Consider the following 20485-nt stretch of genomic DNA (forward strand, 5'->3'; position numbering starts at 1 on the left):
CATGCGCGCCGCTCTCCATTCCCATTCGACCTTCAATCAATCGCCCATGAGTTTTCTCGGCATCGATCTCGGCACCGGTTCCCTCAAAGCAGCAATCGTCGACGCACACGGCCGCGAGCAGGCGGTGTCGAGCGTCGCCTATACGCTCGACACGCCGCACGCGGGATGGGCGGAGACATCGGTGCAGACATGGTGGCGCGCGCTTGTCGAAGCAATGGCGCGCTTGCCCGACGGACTGCGTCACGACGTGCAGGCGATCGGCTTGTCCGGGCAGATGCACGGCGTCGTGTTGATCGACGCGGCAGGCGAGGCCGTGCGGCCCGCGATGCTGTGGCCCGACACGCGTGCATTGAGCCTGCTCGATGCGTGGCCCGAGCCGCAGCCGAATCCGGTTGCGCCAGGCATGGCCGGCCCGCTGCTGCGCTGGATCGTGCTGCATGAACCGGAGGCCGCGCGCCGCACGCGTTGGGCGTTGCAGCCGAAGGACTGGCTGCGCGTCGCGCTTGGCGGCGCGGTCGCGACCGACCCGTCCGACGCCTGCGCGACCGCGCTCGCCGATCCCGCCGGCGTGTGGGACGCGGCGCTACTCGAACGCCTGCGGATTCCGCGCGAATGGTTCGCGCCGTTGGCGCCGTCGTATGCGGCGGGCGGCGTGTTGTCGGAGAGCGCGGCACACGCGCTCGGCCTGCGAGCCGGCATCGTGCTCGCGACCGGCGCTGCGGACACACCCTGCGCTGCGCTCGGCAGCGGACTCTCGAACGATGGCGATGCGTTGCTCACCACCGGCACCGGCGGACAGATCGTCGTGCTCGCGACACAGGAGCCCGCCGCGATGAAGGGCTTGCATCGCTATCGGGCGGCGAGCGATCACTGGTATCGGATGGCGGCGATGCAGAACGTCGGCATTGCGCTGGAGCGGGTGCGTGGCTGGCTGTCGTATGAATGGGCCGAGGCTTATCGCGATGCGTTCGGCGACGAGGCGGCCGCAAGCGCCGCCAGCACGCTGACCTTCCTGCCTTACCTCACCGGCGAGCGCACGCCCTGGCTCAACCCGCAAGCGCGCGGCGGCTGGCTCGGCCTCGCGCTCGATCACACGCGCGGCGCGATGATGCGCGCCGCGTTCGAAGGCGTCGCGTTCTCGCTGCGCGCCGGGCTCGATGCGATTCGCGCGAGCGGCGCGACGGTGACATCGTTGAAGCTCGCCGGGGGCGGTTCCGTCGACGCGCGCTGGCGGCAACTGCTCGCCGATGCGCTGAACGTCGAACTGCATGCGGTCGATTGCCCGAATGCCGCGCCGCGCGGTGCGGCGATTCTCGGCGGCCTCGCGAGCGGTCATTGGCATGCGGACGATCTCGCTGCGCTCGCGCCGGGCGCGACGCGGGTCGCGGTTCCGCAAGACGATGCCGCACTTGCCGCCCGCTATGCGCGCTTTCTCGATCTGTACGGCCGCGTCGACACATGGTTCGGCGACACGACGCCGCGCTAGCCGACGCAATGTCCGCTCAGGACAATGCCGCGACGCACTTTGCAATACCATGTCGCTTTTCGCGCGCTAAGCTGCAAGCCGGCCTGCGCTGCCGTCAGGCAACGACAGCCCGGCGGCCGGCGCCGCGCGCGAATCACGCGCAGCCGCAGTAACGGAACACGCAGAACACCCGCGCGCCGCAACGCATCGAACCGCGCGCGCGTCGCATTCACAGACTCACAGGAGCATTGACGATGAAGACCAAAGCAGCAATCGCATGGAAAGCCGGCGCCCCGTTGACGATCGAGGAAGTCGATCTGGAAGGGCCGCGCGCCGGCGAAGTCCTGATCGAAGTGAAGGCGACTGGCATCTGCCACACCGACTACTACACGCTGTCGGGCGCGGACCCGGAAGGCATCTTCCCGGCGATTCTCGGCCACGAAGGCGCGGGTGTGATCGTCGATACGGGGCCGGGCGTCGGCACGCTGAAGAAGGGCGATCACGTGATTCCGCTGTACACGCCGGAATGCCGCCAGTGCAAGTTCTGCCTGTCGCGCAAGACCAATCTGTGTCAGGCAATCCGTTCGACGCAAGGCAAGGGCTTGATGCCCGACGCCACGTCGCGCTTCTCGCTCGACGGCAAGCCGCTGTTTCACTACATGGGCACGTCCACGTTCTCGAACTACATCGTCGTGCCCGAAATCGCGGTCGCGAAGGTGCGTGAGGACGCGCCGTTCGACAAGATCTGCTACATCGGCTGCGGCGTGACGACCGGGGTCGGCGCTGTCGTGTACTCGGCGAAGGTCGAGGCGGGCGCGAACGTCGTGGTGTTCGGTCTCGGCGGCATCGGGCTGAACGTGATTCAAGGCGCGAAGATGGTCGGCGCGGACAAGATCATCGGCGTCGATCTCAACCCGGGCCGCGTCGAGCTGGCGAAGAAGTTCGGCATGACCCACTTCATCAACCCGAACGAAGTCGAGAACGTCGTCGACCACATCGTGCAACTCACCGATGGCGGCGCGGACTATTCGTTCGAATGCATTGGCAACACCAAGGTGATGCGCCAGGCGCTGGAGTGCACGCACAAGGGTTGGGGCCAGTCGTTCATCATCGGCGTGGCGGCGGCGGGCGAAGAGATCAGCACGCGTCCGTTCCAGCTGGTCACGGGCCGCGAGTGGAAGGGCTCGGCGTTCGGCGGCGCGCGTGGCCGCACCGACGTGCCGAAGATTGTCGACTGGTACATGGAAGGCAAGATCAATATCGACGATCTCATCACGCACCGTCTGCCGCTCGAACGCATCAACGAAGGCTTCGATCTGATGAAGAAGGGCGAGTCGATCCGTTCGGTCGTGCTGTACTAACGAGGAGCATTGCGATGCTTGAACTCTTGTCGTCGCACGCCTGTCATGGCGGCGAGCAGCGCTTCTACCGGCACGACTCGCGGACCGTCGGTCTGCCGATGCGCTTTTCGGTGTATCTGCCGCCGCAGGCTTTGCACGCCAATGCGACGAAGGTGCCCGCGCTGTTCTATCTCGCGGGTCTGACCTGCACGGAAGAAACGTTTCCGATCAAGGCGGGCGCGCAGCGCTTTGCCGCGCAGCATGGCATCGTGCTCATCTCGCCGGACACCGGTCCGCGCGGCGCGGGCGTGCCGGGCGAGAGCGCGGCGTGGGACTTCGGCGTGGGCGCGGGCTTTTACGTCGACGCGACGCAGGAGCCGTGGGCGAAGCACTACCGCATGTACTCGTACGTGCGCGATGAGCTACGCGACACGGTGCTCGCGAATCTGCCGGTGGACGGCGCGCGCCTCGGCGTATTCGGGCATTCGATGGGTGGTCACGGCGCGTTGATGCTGGCGCTGCGCAATCCGGAGATCTACCGGTCGGTGTCGGCGTTCGCGCCGATTGCCGCGCCTTCGCAGTGTCCGTGGGGCGTGAAGGCGTTCAGCGGTTACCTGGGCGACGACCGCGAAGCATGGAAGCAGTACGACGCGAGTGAGCTGGTGGCACGCGCGTCGAGCAAGTTCGCGGAAGGGATTCTGGTCGATCAGGGGCTCGCGGATCAGTTTCTCGCCGAGCAACTCTATCCGGAGGTCTTCGAAGCCGCGTGCCAGGCGGCAGGGCAGCCGCTGACGTTACGCCGTCATGCGGGCTATGACCACGGCTATTACTTCATCTCGACGTTCATCGAGGATCATCTCGCGCATCACGCGAAGGTGCTGCTCGGATAAGGCCGAAGACGGCGGCGTGCAGATGCGCCGCCGCCGTCACTGTTTCAACGCCGCTTCAACAAACTCCCGCCATACACCAGCGCCGACAGCACGGTGATCCAGAAGCTCGTCGGCCAGTCGGTATAGAACGCCAGCGTCAAACCGAGCCACGCCTGCAGCAGCGCGAACACGGCGGCCAGCACGAGGCCGGCCGAGAGCCGCGTCGTCATGTTCTGCGCGGCGGCGGCCGGGCCGACCATCAGCGTGAACACCAGCAGCACGCCGACGATCTGCGTGCACGCCGCGACGGCCAGCGCGGCAATCGCGAGAAACAGCACCGAGACCAGACGCAGCGACACGCCCTTGGCCTCCGCCAGTTCCGGTTGCAGCGACGCGAACAGCAGTGGTCGCATGATCGCCGCGAGCGCCGCCAGACTGACGATGCCCAACGCCGCGAGCACGGCGAGCGTCGACGTATTCACGCCGAGCACGTTGCCGAACAGCAGCGCGGTGACCTGCGTCGCGTACGCGGTGAAGAAGTGCAGGAACAACAGGCCGAAGCCGAGCGACAGCGACAGGATCACGCCAATCGCGACATCGCGTCCGGCGAGCCGCTCGCCGAGCGCGCCCATGCCGACCCCCGCTGCGAGCGTGAAGCCGATCATCCCCCAGATCGGCGAAATGCCGATCAGCACCGCGCCGGTCGCGCCGGTGAAGCCGACGTGCGAGAGCGCGTGGCCCGCGAAGGTCTGTCCGCGCATCACCAGGAAATAGCCCACCACGCCGGCCAGCACCGCGACGATCCCCGACGCCGCGAATGCGTTGACCATGAAATCGTATTCAAACATCGTGCGTATGTCCGTCGCGTGAGTCGTGCTGATGGGAGTGGCCGTGCGAGTGCCCGTGCGAATGCGAGTGGCTGTGGCCGCCGCCTTCGTCGTGTTCGTGCTCGTGATCGTGCTTTTCCACTTCGACGTCGCCCGACATCACGAAGATGCGGCCGTTCACGCGCATCACGTCGATCGGCGAGCCGTACAGGCGCGAGAGCACTGGCCGCGTGATCACTTCATCGACGGTGCCGAGCGCCGCCACGCCGCTGCCGAGATACAGCACACGGTCGAGCGAGTTCAGGAGCGGATTCAGTTCATGCGCGGAGAACAGCACGGCGATGCCGAGTTCGCGCTGGACGTTGCGTACGAGTTCGACCACGCTCTTCTGATGATGCGGATCGAGGCTGATCAGCGGCTCGTCGAGCAGCAGCAGTTTCGGCTTGCCGAGCAGGCATTGCGCGAGCAGCAACCGCTGACGCTCGCCGCCCGACAGCTCCGACAACGGCCGCTCGGCGAGCTTGCGGCCGCCGACCAGATCGAGCACGCGCTCGACGTCGGCGCGGGTTTTCGCATCCGCATGCGGCAAGCCCCAGCGGTGGCCGTCGGCGGCCATTGCGACGAAATCGCGGCCGCGCACGCGGCGGCCGGCGAGCGCGCTACGCGTCTGCGGCATGTAGCCGATCGACGCATTGCCGCGCTCGACCGGTTGCCCCAGCACGCGGATCACGCCTTGCGAGGCAGGCACGAGGCCAAGCACGGCGCGCATCAGCGTGGTCTTGCCCGCGCCGTTCGGCCCGAGCACGCCGATGAATTCGCCCTGGTTCACCACGAAGCCGGTGTCGCGCAAAATCGTGCGTCCGCCGAGTTCGAGCGTCACATGGTCGAGTTCGAGCACGGGCGCGCCGCCGGAGGCGCGCGTGGGTGCGCTCGCGGGCGCACTGGCTGGCGCGTTGCGGCCAGTCGATGTCATTGGGTTTTTCCTTTGGCGGAGGCCGCCGCTTTTGCGTTGGTCCCAGCGCCAGCACTGTTCGCATCGCCCGCGGCCAGCGCGTGACCGAGCGCGTCGAGCTGGGCCAGCATCCACGTCTGATAGGTCTTGCCGGCCGGCAGGGTTTCGGTGACGCTCATCGTCGGCACCTGGGATTGCTGCGCGAGCTTCAACATGCGTTGGGTCAGGGCCTCGGTTGCCTGGCTGTTATAGATCAGAACGCGCACGCGCCTGTCGCGCAGATCGCGTTCGAACGCGGCGATATCGGCCGCGCTGGCTTCGGTGTCGTTCATCGCGGCGAGCTGGAAGCGCTGGTTGCGCATCGTCAGCCCGATCGCGTCCGACATGTAGCCGAACACCGGCTCGGTCGCCGTGACCGGCACGCCCGCATAGCGGCCATGCAACTCGGCGACCTTGGCGTCGATCGGCTTGAGCGAAGCGAGAAATTTCGCGAGGTTCGCATCGTACGCCGACTTGTGCGCCGGGTCAGCCGCGACGAGCGCGTCGCTCATCGCGCGCGCCACTTTCGGCATGGTGGCCGGGTCGTACCAGAGGTGCGGATTATCGCCGCTCTTCTTGCCGGTGAGGTTGGCGGCGACGATGGTGGTGCGCTTCGCCCCCTTCGACGCGGCCAGCAATTTCGCCATCCACGGATCGTAGTCGGCGCCGTTGTAGATCACAAGGCTCGCATGCTGCAACTCGCGCGCGGTCTTCGGGCTCGCTTCGAACAGATGCGGGTCCTGGTCGGGATTGCTGAGAATGCTCGTCACGTCGACGCGATCGCCGCCCAGTTGCTGGACCACATCGCCGTAAAAATTCTCCGCGGCGACGACCGGGATTTTCGCATCGGCGGCCAACGCGGCGTGGCTGAGGGCGAACGCCGCCGCGCACGCGGCCGCGTATTTCGACAGCTTCAGCGCGCGGAGTGCGCCGGTCAACATCGAGCCGATTTTTTTCATCGTTGTTTCCTGCTGCTTGAGAGTTGGGTGAGTCACAAACGTTAGGGATGAGAGCGTTGGCTTGAGGCCAAGGCACTTTCGCGTATGAAGTCATGCGCGGTTCGTGGTGCTTCGGCTTCGGCCGCGGATTCATGCATGGCTTCGCGCCTGGGCGGCCCGATATGCAAGTTCATTCATGGCCTCGCTCGCGACATCAGACCGAAGCCCCGGCGGGCCGCGCCGCGCGGGCGCATAGCGCACACAGCCCGCTCAGCTCGATCACCTGCCGATGCACCTCGAAGCCATGCGCGGGCGCGCTGTGCGACAACTGATCGGCGAGGTCGTCGCCGGGAATCTCGACGGTCGCGCCGCAGCCGTCGCACATCAAAAACTGGCTGCGATGCGGCACGCCGATTTCGCAGCACGCGACATACGCATTCTTCGATTCGATCCGATGGACGAAGCCGTGCGCGAGCAGAAAGTCGAGCGCGCGATAGACCGTCGTCGGCGGCATCCGCCCACGTTGTGGCGCGAGCGTGTCGAGCAACTCGTAAGCGCCGACCGGCCGCTCGCTGGCGACGATCGCCGCATACACCTGACGACGCAGCGGCGTCAGCGCGAGTCCATGCAAAGCGGCGTGCGCGTCGGCATGCGCGAGTCGCACGGCATGGTGTTCTGCAATCGACATGGCCATCGGCGTGGACCTCCCAAACGGCGGCAAAGGCTTCGAAGCGAAGCGAGGTCGAAATGATATAACGTATCTCGATTTTTTGTCAGTGGCTTGCACAGATCGCGACCTGCGGTGGGTCCCGCGTCCCATACAGATGCGGTCGCGAGCGGCGATGACGTGTTCAGCCCCTGCCGCGCTGCACCATCGAAATCTGGTCGAGCGCCTTGACATGACCCGGTCCGTATCCGATCATTCGATCACCAACAGAGCAATTGTTCGCGCAATGAGCGTTCGCTCACTGCGCCTCAAGAAGCAGAACGAACCGGAGACATGCGGTGGCGGCACGATTGCAAGACAAGGTGGCCATTCTGACGGGCGCGGCAAGCGGCATCGGTGAAGCGGTGGCGCGGCGCTATCTGGATGAAGGCGCGCGCTGCGTGCTGGTCGACGTGAAGCCGGCGGACAGTTTCGGCGACGCGCTGCGCGCCGCCTACGGCGAGCGCGTGCTGAGCGTGAGCGCCGACGTCACGCGCCGCGACGACATCGAACGCATTCTGGCGAGCACCCTCGAGCGCTTCGGCCAGGTCGACATTCTGTTCAACAACGCGGCGCTCTTCGATATGCGCCCGATCCTCGACGAATCGTGGGACGTGTTCGACCGCCTCTTCGCGGTCAACGTGAAGGGCATGTTCTTCCTGATGCAAGCGGTCGCACGAAAGATGGTCGAGCAGGGCCACGGCGGCAAGATAATCAACATGTCGTCGCAAGCCGGACGGCGCGGCGAGGCGCTCGTTTCGCACTACTGCGCGACCAAGGCGGCGGTGCTCAGCTACACGCAATCGGCGGCCCTCGCGCTCGCGCCGCACAAGATCAACGTGAACGGCATCGCGCCGGGTGTCGTCGACACGCCGATGTGGAACGAAGTCGACGCGCTCTTCGCCCGTTATGAAAACCGGCCGCTCGGCGAGAAGAAGCGGCTCGTCGGCGAAGCGGTGCCGCTCGGCCGCATGGGCGTGCCGGACGACCTGACCGGCGCCGCGCTGTTTCTCGCGTCCGCGGACGCCGACTACATTACCGCGCAAACTTTGAACGTCGACGGCGGCAACTGGATGAGCTAGGCGAAGCCACGCGTCGCGTGTGATCCACCGCCATTTCCGTAGAACAAACGCAGCACCACATAACGTACGAGAAAGGAGACAACACATGAAACCAGCTTTCAAATCCACGCTGAAGGCGGTCAGTGCCGGCGCGGCGGCGTGCTTTGCGTTGAGCGCATCGGCGGCCACGGTCACGATCGCGACGTTGAACAATCCGGACATGATCGAGTTGAAGAAGCTCTCGCCTGCATTCGAAAAAGCGAATCCGGACATCAAGCTGAACTGGGTGATTCTCGAAGAAAACGTGCTGCGCCAGCGCGCCACGACCGACATCACCACCGGCAGCGGCCAGTTCGACGTGATGACGATCGGCGCGTACGAAACGCCGCAATGGGGCAAGCGCGGCTGGCTCACGCCGCTCACCAACCTGCCCGCGAGCTACGATCTGAACGACGTCGTGAAGACGGCCCGCGACGGCCTGTCGAGCGGCGGCCAGCTGTACGCGCTGCCGTTCTATGTCGAAAGTTCGATGACCTATTACCGCAAGGATCTGTTCGACAAGGCTGGTCTGAAAATGCCGGATCAGCCGACCTACGACCAGATCGCGCAATTCGCCGACAAGCTCACCGACAAAGCCAACGGCCAGTACGGCATCTGTCTGCGCGGCAAGGCGGGCTGGGGCGAGAACATGGCGTACGGCACGACGGTGGTGAACACCTTCGGCGGCCGCTGGTTCGACGAGAAGTGGAACGCGCAGCTCACGTCGCCGGAATGGAAGAAGGCGATCACGTTCTACGTCGATCTGCTGAAGAAGGACGGCCCTCCGGGAGCCAGCTCGAACGGCTTCAACGAAAACCTCACGTTGATGTCGTCGGGCAAGTGCGCGATGTGGATCGACGCGACGGTGGCGGCTGGCATGCTCTACAACAAGAGCCAATCGCAGATCGCCGACAAGGTCGGCTTCGCGGCGGCGCCGATCGCGGTCACGCCGAAGGGCTCGCACTGGCTGTGGGCCTGGGCGCTGGCGATTCCGAAGTCGTCGAAGCAGGCTGACTCGGCGAAGAAGTTCATCACATGGGCCACGTCGAAGGAATACATCGAACTGGTCGCGAAGGACGAAGGCTGGGCGTCGGTGCCGCCGGGAACGCGTCAGTCGACGTATGCGCGCCCCGAATACCAGAAGGCCGCACCGTTCGGCGCGTTCGTGCTGAAGGCGATCGAAACGGCCGACCCGGATCACCCGACGCTCAAGCCGGTGCCGTACACAGGTGTGCAGTTCGTCGGGATTCCTGAATTTCAGTCGTTCGGTACCGTGGTCGGTCAGAGCATCTCCGGCGCGATTGCCGGTCAGATGACGGTCGATCAGGCGCTGGCAGCGGGCAACGCTACCGCGGATCGCGCGGTGAAGCAGGCCGGCTATCAGAAGTAATACGGCAACCCAGCCACTTCAGTGATGTGGCACGCGCCGGCTGACGCCCGTCAGCCGGCTCACGCAGCACAGCGGGCCGTTCCCGCCGCGAGCGCGGCGACATCGAAAGATGTCGCGGCGTCTCGCGCGGCACATGCCGTTCAGGCGGACGCCCCGCGCATTACCGAACAGGTGGTTAATCATGCGTCCTCTGCGCCTACCTCTCATGCACGCTCATCCCCAGACAGAAAGAGAACGCGAAATCCGCAAAGCCAATTCCGCCCGCTGGCTGGTGTCGCCATCGGTTGCGGTGCTGGTGCTGTGGATGGCGATCCCGCTCGCGATGACGATCTGGTTTTCGTTCTCGCGCTACAACCTGCTGAATCCCGACATCAAAGGCTTCGCCGGCTTCGATAACTACCGGTATCTCGCGAGCGATCCGTCGTTCTGGCCGTCGATCGCCAACACGCTCGAACTGATCGTCTCGGTGCTGGTGATCACCGTGGTCGGCGGCGTGCTGATGGCGATTCTGTTCGACCGCAAGTTTTACGGCCAGGGGATTGCGCGGCTGCTCGCCATCGCGCCGTTCTTCGTAATGCCGACCGTCAGCGCGCTGATCTGGAAGAACATGATCCTGCATCCGGTGTACGGCCTCGTCGCGCAAGGCATGCGCGCGCTGGGCATGACACCGATCGACTGGTTCGCCGTTTATCCGCTCACCGCGGTGATCATGATCGTCGCGTGGCAGTGGCTGCCGTTCGCGTTCCTGATTCTGTTCACCGCGATCCAGTCGCTCGATCAGGAGCAGAAGGAAGCGGCGAAGATCGACGGCGCGGGTCCGTTCTCGATGTTCTTCTACATCACGCTGCCACATCTGAAGCGAGCGATCGCGGTGGTGGTGATGATGGAAACGATTTTCCTGCTGTCGATCTTCGCCGAAATCTATACGACCACGGGCGGCGGTCCGGGCACCGCGACGACCAATCTGTCGTACCTGATCTTTTCGCTGGGCCTGCAACAGTTCGACGTCGGTCTCGCGTCGGCGGGCGGCATTCTCGCTGTCGTGCTGGCCAACATCGTGTCGTTCTTCCTCGTGCGGATGCTCGCGAAGAACCTGAAAGGGGAGTACGAAAAATGAGCCACGTTGCCTCCACTCCGGCGTCCACGACGCCGCCCATGACCGTGCCGGCGAAGTCGCCGTTCGCCGCGATCCGTCGCGGCATCCCCGGCGTGATTGCCTGGCTGGTCGCGCTGCTGCTGTTCTTTCCGATCTTCTGGATGACGATCACCGCATTCAAGACCGAGCAGCAGGCCTACTCGTCGTCGCTCTTTTTCGTGCCGACGCTCGAGAGCTTCCGCGAGGTGTTCGCGCGCAGCAATTACTTTTCGTTCGCGTGGAATTCGGTGCTGATCTCGGTGGGCGTCACCGTGCTGTGCCTGATTCTCGCGGTGCCCGCCGCGTATGCGATGGCATTCTTCCCGACGCGCCGCACGCAGAAAGTATTGTTGTGGATGCTGTCGACCAAGATGATGCCGTCGGTCGGCGTGCTGGTGCCGATCTATCTGCTGTGGAAAAACAGCGGCCTGCTCGACACGGTGTCGGGTCTCGTGATCGTCTACACGTTGATCAATCTGCCGATCGCGGTGTGGATGTCGTTCACATACTTCGCCGAAATTCCGCGCGACATTCTCGAAGCCGGCCGCATCGACGGCGCCGCGACGTGGCAGGAAATCGTCTATCTGCTGATGCCGATGTCGCTGCCGGGGCTCGCATCCACCGCGCTGCTGCTCGTGATTCTTTCGTGGAACGAAGCGTTCTGGAGCATCAACCTGTCGAGTTCGAACGCTGCGCCGCTCACCGTGTTCATCGCGTCGTATTCGAGTCCTGAAGGCTTGTTCTGGGCGAAGCTGTCGGCGGCTTCGTTGCTAGCGGTCGCGCCGATCCTGATCGTCGGCTGGCTGTCGCAGAAGCAACTGGTGCGCGGCCTCACGTTCGGGGCGGTCAAATGACGGCGGGCACCGGTTTGGGCAACCTCGCGCTGATCTGCGATTGCGACGGCGTGCTGATCGACAGCGAAGCCGTGGCCGCGCGCATGCTGGTGCACGAACTCGAAGCGCGCTGGCCGGATACCGAGGTCGAGCCGGTGGTGCTGCCGCTGCTCGGGCTGCGCATCGAGAAGGTTTTGCAGGGCACGGCCGAGCAGCTCGGCAAAAACCTCAGCGTCGCCGACATCGACGCGATCCGAAGCGCGGTGGAAGCCGCAGCAATCGAGGCGCCGACCGTCGAGGGCATCGAAGCCGCGCTCGCGCAGGTGCCGCTCATCAAGTGCTGCGCGAGCAACAGCTTCCGGCCGTACGTAGAAACCGTGCTGACGCGCACGGGCCTCGTGCGGTTTTTCGGCGAGCGCCTGTTCTGCGCGGACTCGGTGCCGAATCCGAAGCCGGCGCCCGACGTGTATCTCGCGGCGGCGCGCGGACTCGGGCTCGCGCCTTCCGCGTGCCTCGTCGTGGAGGACAGCGTCACCGGCGTGACGGCGGCGAGCGCGGCGGGCATGACGGTGCTCGGCTTCATTGGCGGCGGTCATGCGAGCGACGCGCAGATCGACAAGCTGCGCGCGGCGGGAGCGCGTCACGTATTCGACGACATGCGGCAATTGCCGGAGCTGGTCGCGCAATGGACGCTGAACGCGACGGCGGCCGCGCCGTGAGCGCGGCCTCGCTCACGGCGGTGAAGATACGACAGCCAAGCGGCACGCAGCACGACTGCGGCAACACATAGCAACACACACACCGCAACACATAGCGACACACAGCAATACACGGAGACACATCATGGCAAGCGTAACTCTGCGCAACATCAGAAAGGCCTACGACGACAACGAAGTGATGCGCGACATCAACCTCGATATCGCCGACGGCGAGTTCGTCGTGTTCGTGGGCCCAAGCGGCTGCGGTAAATCGACCTTGATGCGGATGATCGCCGGCCTCGAAGACATCAGCGGCGGCGACCTGACCATCGACGGCACGCGCATGAACGACGTGCCGCCCGCCAAGCGCGGCATCGCGATGGTGTTCCAGTCCTACGCGCTGTATCCGCACATGACGCTGTACGACAACATGGCGTTCGGCCTGAAACTCGCGGGCACCAAGAAGCCGGAGATCGACGCGGCCGTGCGCAACGCCGCGAAGATCCTGCACATCGATCATCTGCTCGATCGCAAACCGAAGCAGTTGTCCGGCGGGCAGCGTCAACGCGTGGCGATCGGCCGCGCGATCACGCGCAAGCCGAAAGTGTTCCTGTTCGACGAGCCGCTGTCGAATCTCGACGCCGCGCTGCGCGTGAAAATGCGCCTCGAATTCGCACGTCTGCACGACGAGTTGAAGACCACGATGATCTACGTGACGCACGATCAGGTGGAGGCGATGACGCTGGCCGACAAGATCGTCGTGTTGTCGGCGGGCAATCTCGAACAGGTCGGCAGCCCGACGATGCTGTATCACGCGCCGGCCAATCGCTTCGTCGCGGGCTTCATCGGTTCGCCGAAAATGAACTTCATGGAAGGCGTCGTGCAGTCGGTCACGCACGACGGCGTCACGGTGCGTTACGAAACCGGCGAGACGCAACGCGTCGCGGTGGAACCGGGGTCGGTCAAGCAGGGCGACAAGGTGACGGTTGGCATCCGCCCCGAACATCTGCACGTGGGCACCACCGACGACGGCGTGTCGGCTCGCACGATGGCGGTCGAATCGCTCGGCGACGCGGCGTATCTGTATGCGGAGTCCAGCGTTGCGCCGGACGGCCTGATCGCGCGGATTCCGCCGCTCGAACGGCACGCAAAAGGCGAAGTGCAAAAGCTCGGCGCGACGCCCGAGCATTGCCATTTATTCGACAGCGAAGGGAAAGCATTCCAGCGTAAGATCGTTGAAGTGCTGGCCGCGTGATGTCATGAGAAAGCGGCGGGCGCGCCGCTTTTATCCCATCACGCTTCGGGGAACGCTCATGCCCGCCTACGTCGTCATCACGCGCGAGAAAACGCTCGACTCCGCGAAGCTGGATGAATACAAGCAGATCGCGCCCGCCATCTTTGAGCAGCATCCGGTGATGATGCTGGCGAGCCACGGACGCAAGGAAGTGGTGGAAGGGCCGGCGATCGAGGACATCCTGATTCTCGAGTTCACCGGCTACGACGAAGCGCTCGCGTGGTATCGCAGTCCGGCGTATCAGGAGATCAGCAAGACGCGGCTGCAGGGCGGCGACTACCGGATCATCATTACCGAAGGTTTGCCGACGGCGTAGCGCGCGGGCGTGCGGCTTTCATCCGGTGCGCACGCCAGGCCGCGTCGAGTCGCGCCACACCACGTCGCAAATTTCACGCTTCCAAAGCCGCCCGCGCGCACAACTCGTCGGTCACGAGTCCCGACAGCCAGCCGCCTTTGAGCACAGCGATCAACGCCTCACGTTTGCGCTGCCCGCCGGCGAAACCGATCGTCGGGCGACGCGGCGGCGTATCGAGCGCAATGCTCGTCACGCGCCGGCCGGTCGGCGATTCGACGTGCGCGCCGGCGGCATCGATTGGCAGTCCGAGCATTTCCGCGACCGCGCCGTTCTGCATCAATTCCTTCACTTCCGCCGACGTAATGAAGCCGTCTTCATGCAGCGGACACTTCGGTCCGATATTGCCGATCCCGACGAACGCGACATCGGCCTGCCCCGACAGCGACTCGACGATCCGGTACAGCCGGTGATTGCACCACTGCGCGCGCTCGGCCTCGCTATCGGCGAGCAGCGGCGCTGGCAGCAGGAAATACTTGCCGCCGGTCTTTTCGGAAATGTGCAGCGCGACGTCGTAGCGGTTCGACGAGCCGTCCTGCGCGATCGCCCCGACCATCGATACCAGCCGATGCTGCGGACGGTCAAGTTGCGCGATCTGATCGACCGCGGCCTTCAGCGTACGGCCGCTGCTCACGGCGACCACCATCGGTTTTTCGGCGCCGAGATAGCGCTCCATCACCTGCGCGCCGGCCACCGCCAGCTTGCGGTCGACTTCGTCGGAAGTGTCGCCGTCGATCGGCACCACTTCGCACATCGCGAGGCCGTAGCGCCTGGACAGTTGATCGGCGAGCGACAGGCAGTCGGCCAGTTTGTGATCGACCCGCACGCGAATCAGGTTCTTTTCCACTGCGAAGGCGACCAGCCGCTGCGCGACCGGGCGCGAGACCTGCAGCTTCTCGGCGATTTCGTTCTGGGTGTTGCCGGCGACGTAGTAAAGCCACGCCGCGCGGGTAGCAAGATCTAGTTTTTCTGTGGACTTGGGCACGGTAACGGTTCGCTTGAAGTGCGCCGATGATAGCAGCCGGACCGCGCCTCTCAGCGCGCCGGCTGCGGTTTACCGCCGCTCACGCGAGCGGGGCGCGCGCCGGGTCGAACAGAGGCCGCACGTGACGGTACAGCGCGCGATACGCTTCGAGCCGCGTACGCAATTCGGCATGGCGGCGCGGATTCGGCGTGAACTCCTTTTCGATCGGCGGCTTGCTCAGCACCGTGGCCGGATCGCCGCCGGCGGCCAGCCAGCCGAGCCGCGCCGCGCCGAGCGCCGCGCCGGTTTCTCCGCCGCCGTGTTTGCGCGTCGCGGTGTCGAGCGCATCGGCCAGCAACTGCGCCCAGTAATCGCTGCGCGCGCCGCCGCCGAGCAGCGACAACGCCTTCGCTTCAGTGCCGGCTGCGCGCAGCGCGTCGAGGCCGTCGGTCAGCGCGAGCGTCACGCCTTCGAGTACCGCGTAACCGAGCAACGCGCGATCGGTCGCGTGGTTCATGCCGAAGAACACGCCCTGTGCATACGGGTCATTGTGCGGCGTGCGTTCGCCGGACAGATACGGCAGGAACAGCGGCGCGGTAGTCAACGCGTCGGCGGGCAATGCTTCGATTTCGGCGAGCAGGGTCGGCTCGTCGGTGGAGGTGAGTTTGCAGACCCAGCGCAGGCAACTCGCCGCCGACAACACCACGCTCATCTGATGCCAGCGATCCGGAATCGCGTGACAGAACGCGTGCACGGCGGACGCCGGATTCGGCCGGAAGCTGTCGCCGACCACGCACAGCACGCCCGACGTGCCGAGCGACACGAAGCCGTCGCCCGGTTGCGTCGCGCCGATGCCGATTGCGCTGGTGGCGTTATCGCCGCCGCCGGCCGCGACGATCACGCCGTCGCTCAGGCCGAATTCACGCGCGACCGACGGCAGCAGCGTGCCCGACGGCGCGCTGCCTTCGGCGAGGCTCGGCATCTGCGCGCGCGTCATGTTGCAGGCGGCGAGCAGCGAGTCGGACCAGTCGCGTTTGGCGACGTCGAGCCACAACGTGCCCGCCGCATCCGACGGATCGGACACCTTGCCGCCCGTCAGTTGCAGCCGCAGATAGTCTTTCGGCAACAGCACGCACGCGGTCCGCGCGAAAATCTCCGGCTCATGGCGCGCGACCCACAGCAGCTTCGGCGCGGTGAACCCCGGCATCGCCAGATTGCCGGCGACGCTGTGCAGATCCGGCGCGCGCTCGGTCAGCTCCGCGCACTCCTTGTCGCTGCGCATGTCGTTCCACAGAATCGCGGGACGCAGCACGCGGTCCTCGGCATCCAGCAGCACCGCGCCGTGCATCTGCCCCGACAGGCCGATGCCGCGAATCTGCCCGAATTCGTCGGGATGCCGCTCGCGCAGCGCGGCGAGCGCCGCGCGCGTGCCTGCCCACCAATCCTCGGGATTCTGCTCGGCCCAGCGCTGATGCGGGCGCGAAACCGTAAAGGGGGAGCCTGCCGTGCCGATCACGCGTCCATCGGAGGCGAGCAGCAGGACTTTCACTTCGGACGTGCCGAGGTCGATGCCGAGATACATGGGCGCGAAACCTTCGTCGTTAGGGATGCGCTACTTTAGCCGCACCTGGCGCGCGCTGCCATGCGCATTAAGCCTGGCACCGCGCGCGATTCGAGAGAAAGTGCAGCGAGCCGCTTACACTGCGCCGCGTCTGGCGAGCCACACATCGACGCGCGCGAGCGCACCGGCGAGCGCCGATTCCAGTTCCGGCGTCTGCGCCATGCTGCCCCATAGCAGCCGGTCGGCGGCGAACGCCTGCAACGGATCGGGCGCCGCGAAGAAAGCGTGTGCGACGCGCTCGTCCATCACGCCGTCCTGATACGCATACGGCAGCTTGCCCGCGTGCCAGCGTTCGAGAAAGCGGAAGAACAGCGCGGGCAGCATCGCCGTCGCGGCGGGCGTGACGCCGCGCTCGAAACATTCGGCGAGCGTCGGCGCGATGAAGCCGGGCAGCTTCGAAAAGCCGTCGGCGGCGACGCGCTGATTGGTGTCCTGGATATAAGGATTGCTGAAGCGTTCGAGCACGACGTCGCGATACTTTTCCAGATCGAGCGGACTCGGCGTGAGGCAGGGGATCACGTCTTCGGTCACGTAGTCGAACGCGAACTGGCGAACGTCAGCGTCGAGTGTGCCTTCGTGAATGTAGTTCAACCCGACGAGGGTGCCCGCCCACGCGATGCAGCTATGCGGCGCGTTGAGAATGCGGATCTTCGCTTCCTCGTACGGCAGCACCGAGTCGACCAGTTCCGCGCCGACTTTTTCCCATGCGGGTCGGCCGGCGATGAAGCGATCTTCGATCACCCATTGGATGAACGCTTCGCCCATCACCGGGCATGCGTCGTCGAAGCCCGTCGCGGCCTTCACGCGCTCGCGCACGTCCGGCGTCGGACGCGGCGTGATGCGGTCGACCATCGAACTCGGGCACGCGGTGTTGTCGTCGAACCATTGCGCAAGCTGGTCCGCGCCGCGCCGCTCGAGAAACTCGCTCATGCCCGCGTGAAAACGCTCGCCGTTGCTACGCAGGTTGTCGCAAGTCTGCAGCGTGACGGGGCCTGCGCCGCGCTGCATGCGTGCGTCGAGGATTGCCGCCAGCGCACCGTAGATCGTGGTGTGGCCGCCTTTGAGATCAGCGGCGAGGTCGACATTGGCGGTGTCGAGCCGGTCGTGTTCGTCGAGGTAATAGCCGCCTTCGGTGACCGTGAACGCGATGATCTTGCAGGCCGGATCGGCGCCCGCTTCGATCAGCGCATCAAGGCTGTCGGTCCACGGCACCACGCGTTCTATCGAGCGGATCGTTTCGTACGCGCGCTCGCCTTGCGGCGTGACGGTTTCGAGCGTGTAGACGCCGTCCTGCGCGGCGAGCGCTTCGAGCACCGCGTTCATGTCGCTGCGGATATTGCCGACCGTCAGCGACCAGTGCGGTTCGCCCGCCAGCTTCGCCTCGTTCAATCGATGCAGATACCACGCCTGATGCGCGCGATGAAACGATCCCGCGCCGATGTGCAGGATCACGTGTGCGGCCGCGCCGCTGCCTTGCCCGGTGTCCATGTGCGTCTCCTGATGTCCGCACGGCTCGAAGCGTGCGCTTTTCTTTGGGTGGAGCATTTGCTCTGTATGTGAGCGAATGATCGTACCCGGCGAAACGAAAGTCAAGGCGGCATCACCGGCTTTTCGTGGCGCAGCGCGGCGCGGGCGGCCTTCCGCGTGTGGCCCGCGGTGCGGGGGAGTCGAGCAGACGCGCTTCGCCGTGCGTTTTGCATTGCATCAAATTTGACATTCCGGGCGTCGGGACTAACCCGAATGCAAAAAAGTATTGGTCCGCGGTCTCATTTTTAGTGGTGGCGGGCGCGGTTGCAGGCTACTTTCGCTATACACGACAAGACGAAAAGCAGCGGCGCCCGAGCGGCCCGCTTCATGGAGGCAAGACAGTGCAACCCGATCTGGAAATCGTGGCCGTGCGCCGCGACGAATCATTCAAGGTGTGGTCGCATGGCTATCCGTACCGCACGGTACGCTGGCATTTTCATCCGGAATACGAAATACATCTGATCGTCGCGACGACCGGCAAGATGTTCGTCGGCGATCACATCAGCAACTTCGCGCCCGGCAACCTGGTGTTGATGGGGCCGAACCTGCCGCACAACTGGGTCAGCGACGTGCCGGAAGGCGAGAGCATCGCGCAGCGCAACCTGGTCGTGCAGTTCGGTCAGGAGTTCGTGTCGGGCTGCGTCGACAGCTTCCCCGAGTGGCGTCAGGTCGAAGCGCTGCTGGCCGATTCGCGCCGTGGCGTGTCGTTCGGCGCGCGCACCAGCGCGGCGATCCAGCCGCTCTTCATGGAGTTGCTGGCCGCGCGCGGGCTGCGCCGTCTCGTGCTGTTCATGTCGATGCTGGAAATCCTGATGAATGCCGAGGACCGCGAGACGCTCGCGAGTCCCGCATATCAGGCCGACCCGACCGGCTTCGCGTCGACGCGCATCAATCACGTGCTGTCGTATATCGGCAAGAACCTCGCGAACGAGTTGCGCGAGTCGGACCTCGCGCAACTCGCGGGGCAGAGCGTCAGCGCGTTTTCGCGTTACTTCCGCCGCCATACCGGCTTGCCGTTCGTGCAGTACGTGAACCGGATGCGCATTAACCTCGCGTGTCAGTTGTTGACCGACGGCGAACTGAGCGTGACCGATATCTGTTTCAAGGCGGGCTTCAACAACCTGTCGAATTTCAATCGGCAGTTCCTCGCGGTGAAGGGCATGGCGCCTTCGAAATTCCGCCGCTATCAGCAACTGAACGACGCGAGCCGCGACGCGTCCGAGGAAGCCGCGGCGCGCGGCGCGGGCATCGACGACGCGCCGGCCATCGTGCTCGCACCCGGGCTGCCGCGCAACGTGGTCGCAGCGTATCCATTGACATAGCGCCGACCCGGGCCGGCGCTCGTTCGCAGACGTTTTACTTCAACTGCGTTTCAACACCGAGTTTGAACACCTATCGCGCTGTGTCCGCACAGCGTGAGGGACGTGCTCACTTTCAATAACGGAGACAACCATGACGCAATCCCTTTCGAAGCAGACCTCGTTGAATATTCTGGTTCGTCGCACGGCGACGTTCGCGACGCTCGCGTTCGGCCTGTCGCTGATCGCCGCGCCGGCCGCGCAAGCCGCGCCGCTGAAAATCGGCATGACGTTTCAGGAATTGAACAACCCGTATTTCGTGACGATGCAAAAGGCGCTGAACGACGCGGCCGCTTCGATGGGCGCAACGGTGGTCGTCACCGACGCGCATCATGATGTGAGCAAACAGGTCAGCGACGTCGAGGACATGTTGCAAAAGAAGATCGACATCCTGCTCGTGAATCCGACCGACTCGACCGGCATTCAGTCGGCGGTGACGTCGGCGAAGAAGGCGGGCGTGGTGGTCGTCGCGGTGGATGCGAACGCGAACGGTCCGGTCGATTCGTTCGTCGGCTCGAAGAACTACGACGCCGGCGTGATGGCGTGCGAGTACCTGGCGAAGTCGATCGGCGGCAGCGGCGAAGTGGCGATTCTCGACGGCATTCCGGTCGTGCCGATTCTCGAACGCGTGCGCGGCTGCAAGGCGGCGCTCGCGAAAGCGCCCGGCGTGAAACTGGTGGATACGCAGAACGGCAAGCAGGAACGTGCGACCGCGCTGTCCGTCACCGAGAACATGATTCAGGCGCATCCGAATCTGAAGGGCGTGTTCAGCGTGAACGACGGCGGGTCGATGGGCGCGCTGTCGGCGATCGAAGCATCGGGCAAGGACATCAAGCTGACCAGCGTCGACGGTGCGCCGGAAGCGATTGCCGCGATCCAGAAGCCGAACTCGAAGTTCGTCGAAACGTCAGCGCAATTTCCGGCCGACCAGGTGCGCATTGCGCTCGGCATCGCGCTCGCGAAGAAGTGGGGCGCCAATGTACCCAAAGCGATTCCGGTCGACGTAAAGATGATCGACAAGAGCAATGCGAAGGGCTTCAGCTGGTAACGCGAACGTCGGTTGCCGCGTGGTGTGAC

Annotated in this window: 19 protein-coding genes; 12 read left to right on the forward strand and 7 right to left on the reverse strand. The window is 64.9% G+C overall.

The features are described 5' to 3' along the window. Window positions 1-46: 46 nt before the first annotated feature. The 3 genes from BGI01S_RS01150 (at window position 47) to fghA (ending at window position 3695) form a co-directional block, all read left to right on the forward strand. A complete protein-coding gene (locus BGI01S_RS01150; protein ID WP_042322528.1) occupies window positions 47-1486 on the forward strand; it encodes a xylulokinase in 1440 nt (479 codons plus the stop codon). Between the two features lie 233 nt (window positions 1487-1719). After that, window positions 1720-2826 (forward strand): S-(hydroxymethyl)glutathione dehydrogenase/class III alcohol dehydrogenase, encoded by a 1107-nt coding sequence (locus tag BGI01S_RS01155; RefSeq protein ID WP_042321278.1) that lies wholly within the window; start codon window positions 1720-1722, stop codon window positions 2824-2826. Window positions 2827-2840: 14 nt separating this feature from the next. After that, a complete protein-coding gene (fghA, locus tag BGI01S_RS01160) occupies window positions 2841-3695 on the forward strand; it encodes an S-formylglutathione hydrolase (RefSeq protein ID WP_042321281.1) in 855 nt (284 codons plus the stop codon). Window positions 3696-3739: 44 nt separating this feature from the next. Here the strand turns inward: fghA and BGI01S_RS01165 are convergent, their stop codons facing one another. The 4 genes from BGI01S_RS01165 to BGI01S_RS01180 form a co-directional block, all read right to left on the reverse strand. Next, the gene (locus tag BGI01S_RS01165) at window positions 3740-4522 is read right to left on the reverse strand and encodes a metal ABC transporter permease (protein ID WP_042321284.1); all 783 of its coding nucleotides are present in this window, start codon (window positions 4520-4522) and stop codon (window positions 3740-3742) included. Further along, complete coding sequence (locus BGI01S_RS01170) at window positions 4515-5474, reverse strand: ABC transporter ATP-binding protein (protein ID WP_042321286.1); 960 nt, start codon at window positions 5472-5474, stop codon at window positions 4515-4517. Before BGI01S_RS01170 ends, BGI01S_RS01165 begins: the two co-directional genes overlap by 8 nt. Beyond that, window positions 5471-6451, reverse strand: a complete 981-nt coding sequence (locus BGI01S_RS01175) for a metal ABC transporter solute-binding protein (RefSeq protein WP_042321289.1) — start codon at window positions 6449-6451, stop codon at window positions 5471-5473. Before BGI01S_RS01175 ends, BGI01S_RS01170 begins: the two co-directional genes overlap by 4 nt. A gap of 193 nt (window positions 6452-6644) precedes the next feature. Then, window positions 6645-7124 (reverse strand): Fur family transcriptional regulator, encoded by a 480-nt coding sequence (locus BGI01S_RS01180; RefSeq protein WP_042321292.1) that lies wholly within the window; start codon window positions 7122-7124, stop codon window positions 6645-6647. 311 nt (window positions 7125-7435) lie between these two features. Here BGI01S_RS01180 and BGI01S_RS01185 point away from each other — a divergent pair, with 311 nt between their 5' ends. The 7 genes from BGI01S_RS01185 (at window position 7436) to BGI01S_RS01215 (ending at window position 13902) form a co-directional block, all read left to right on the forward strand. Then, window positions 7436-8218: an L-iditol 2-dehydrogenase gene (locus BGI01S_RS01185; RefSeq protein WP_042321294.1), complete on the forward strand. Its 783-nt coding sequence runs from the start codon at window positions 7436-7438 to the stop codon at window positions 8216-8218. Between the two features lie 85 nt (window positions 8219-8303). Next, window positions 8304-9626, forward strand: a complete 1323-nt coding sequence (locus BGI01S_RS01190) for an ABC transporter substrate-binding protein (protein ID WP_042321298.1) — start codon at window positions 8304-8306, stop codon at window positions 9624-9626. A 181-nt stretch (window positions 9627-9807) separates the two neighbouring features. Next, window positions 9808-10743, forward strand: coding sequence for a carbohydrate ABC transporter permease (locus BGI01S_RS01195; protein WP_042321300.1), 936 nt, complete (start codon window positions 9808-9810; stop codon window positions 10741-10743). 38 nt (window positions 10744-10781) lie between these two features. Next, entirely contained in the window at window positions 10782-11615 is an 834-nt protein-coding gene (locus BGI01S_RS01200) for a carbohydrate ABC transporter permease (RefSeq protein ID WP_232624389.1), read from the forward strand. Next, complete coding sequence (locus BGI01S_RS01205) at window positions 11612-12313, forward strand: HAD family hydrolase (protein WP_042321303.1); 702 nt, start codon at window positions 11612-11614, stop codon at window positions 12311-12313. Before BGI01S_RS01200 ends, BGI01S_RS01205 begins: the two co-directional genes overlap by 4 nt. A 124-nt stretch (window positions 12314-12437) precedes the next feature. After that, window positions 12438-13547 (forward strand): ABC transporter ATP-binding protein, encoded by a 1110-nt coding sequence (locus BGI01S_RS01210; RefSeq protein WP_042321306.1) that lies wholly within the window; start codon window positions 12438-12440, stop codon window positions 13545-13547. 58 nt (window positions 13548-13605) lie between these two features. Then, window positions 13606-13902 carry a DUF1330 domain-containing protein gene (locus BGI01S_RS01215; RefSeq protein ID WP_042321310.1) on the forward strand — a complete coding sequence of 99 codons (297 nt, stop codon included), beginning with the start codon at window positions 13606-13608 and terminating at the stop codon, window positions 13900-13902. Window positions 13903-13975: 73 nt separating this feature from the next. Here BGI01S_RS01215 and BGI01S_RS01220 read toward each other — a convergent pair whose 3' ends face one another. The 3 genes from BGI01S_RS01220 to dalD all read right to left on the reverse strand — a co-directional run bounded on the left by BGI01S_RS01220 (window position 13976) and on the right by dalD (window position 18011). Next, a complete protein-coding gene (locus BGI01S_RS01220) occupies window positions 13976-14923 on the reverse strand; it encodes a sugar-binding transcriptional regulator (RefSeq protein ID WP_042321312.1) in 948 nt (315 codons plus the stop codon). Window positions 14924-15002: 79 nt separating this feature from the next. After that, entirely contained in the window at window positions 15003-16484 is a 1482-nt protein-coding gene (gene xylB, locus BGI01S_RS01225; RefSeq protein ID WP_042321316.1) for a xylulokinase, read from the reverse strand. 114 nt (window positions 16485-16598) lie between these two features. Beyond that, window positions 16599-18011 carry a D-arabinitol 4-dehydrogenase gene (gene dalD / locus BGI01S_RS01230; RefSeq protein ID WP_042321319.1) on the reverse strand — a complete coding sequence of 471 codons (1413 nt, stop codon included), beginning with the start codon at window positions 18009-18011 and terminating at the stop codon, window positions 16599-16601. Window positions 18012-18391: 380 nt separating this feature from the next. Between dalD and BGI01S_RS01235 the strand changes: the two genes are divergently transcribed. Both BGI01S_RS01235 and BGI01S_RS01240 read left to right on the forward strand, forming a co-directional pair. Continuing rightward, on the forward strand, window positions 18392-19372 hold the full coding sequence (locus BGI01S_RS01235) for an AraC family transcriptional regulator (RefSeq protein WP_042321322.1): 981 nt from the start codon (window positions 18392-18394) through the stop codon (window positions 19370-19372). 130 nt (window positions 19373-19502) lie between these two features. Next, window positions 19503-20456 carry an ABC transporter substrate-binding protein gene (locus BGI01S_RS01240; protein WP_042321324.1) on the forward strand — a complete coding sequence of 318 codons (954 nt, stop codon included), beginning with the start codon at window positions 19503-19505 and terminating at the stop codon, window positions 20454-20456. Window positions 20457-20485 lie beyond the last annotated feature (29 nt).

Origin of the sequence: Paraburkholderia ginsengisoli NBRC 100965 (assembly GCF_000739735.1) — a bacterium.
Lineage (GTDB): Bacteria > Pseudomonadota > Gammaproteobacteria > Burkholderiales > Burkholderiaceae > Paraburkholderia > Paraburkholderia ginsengisoli.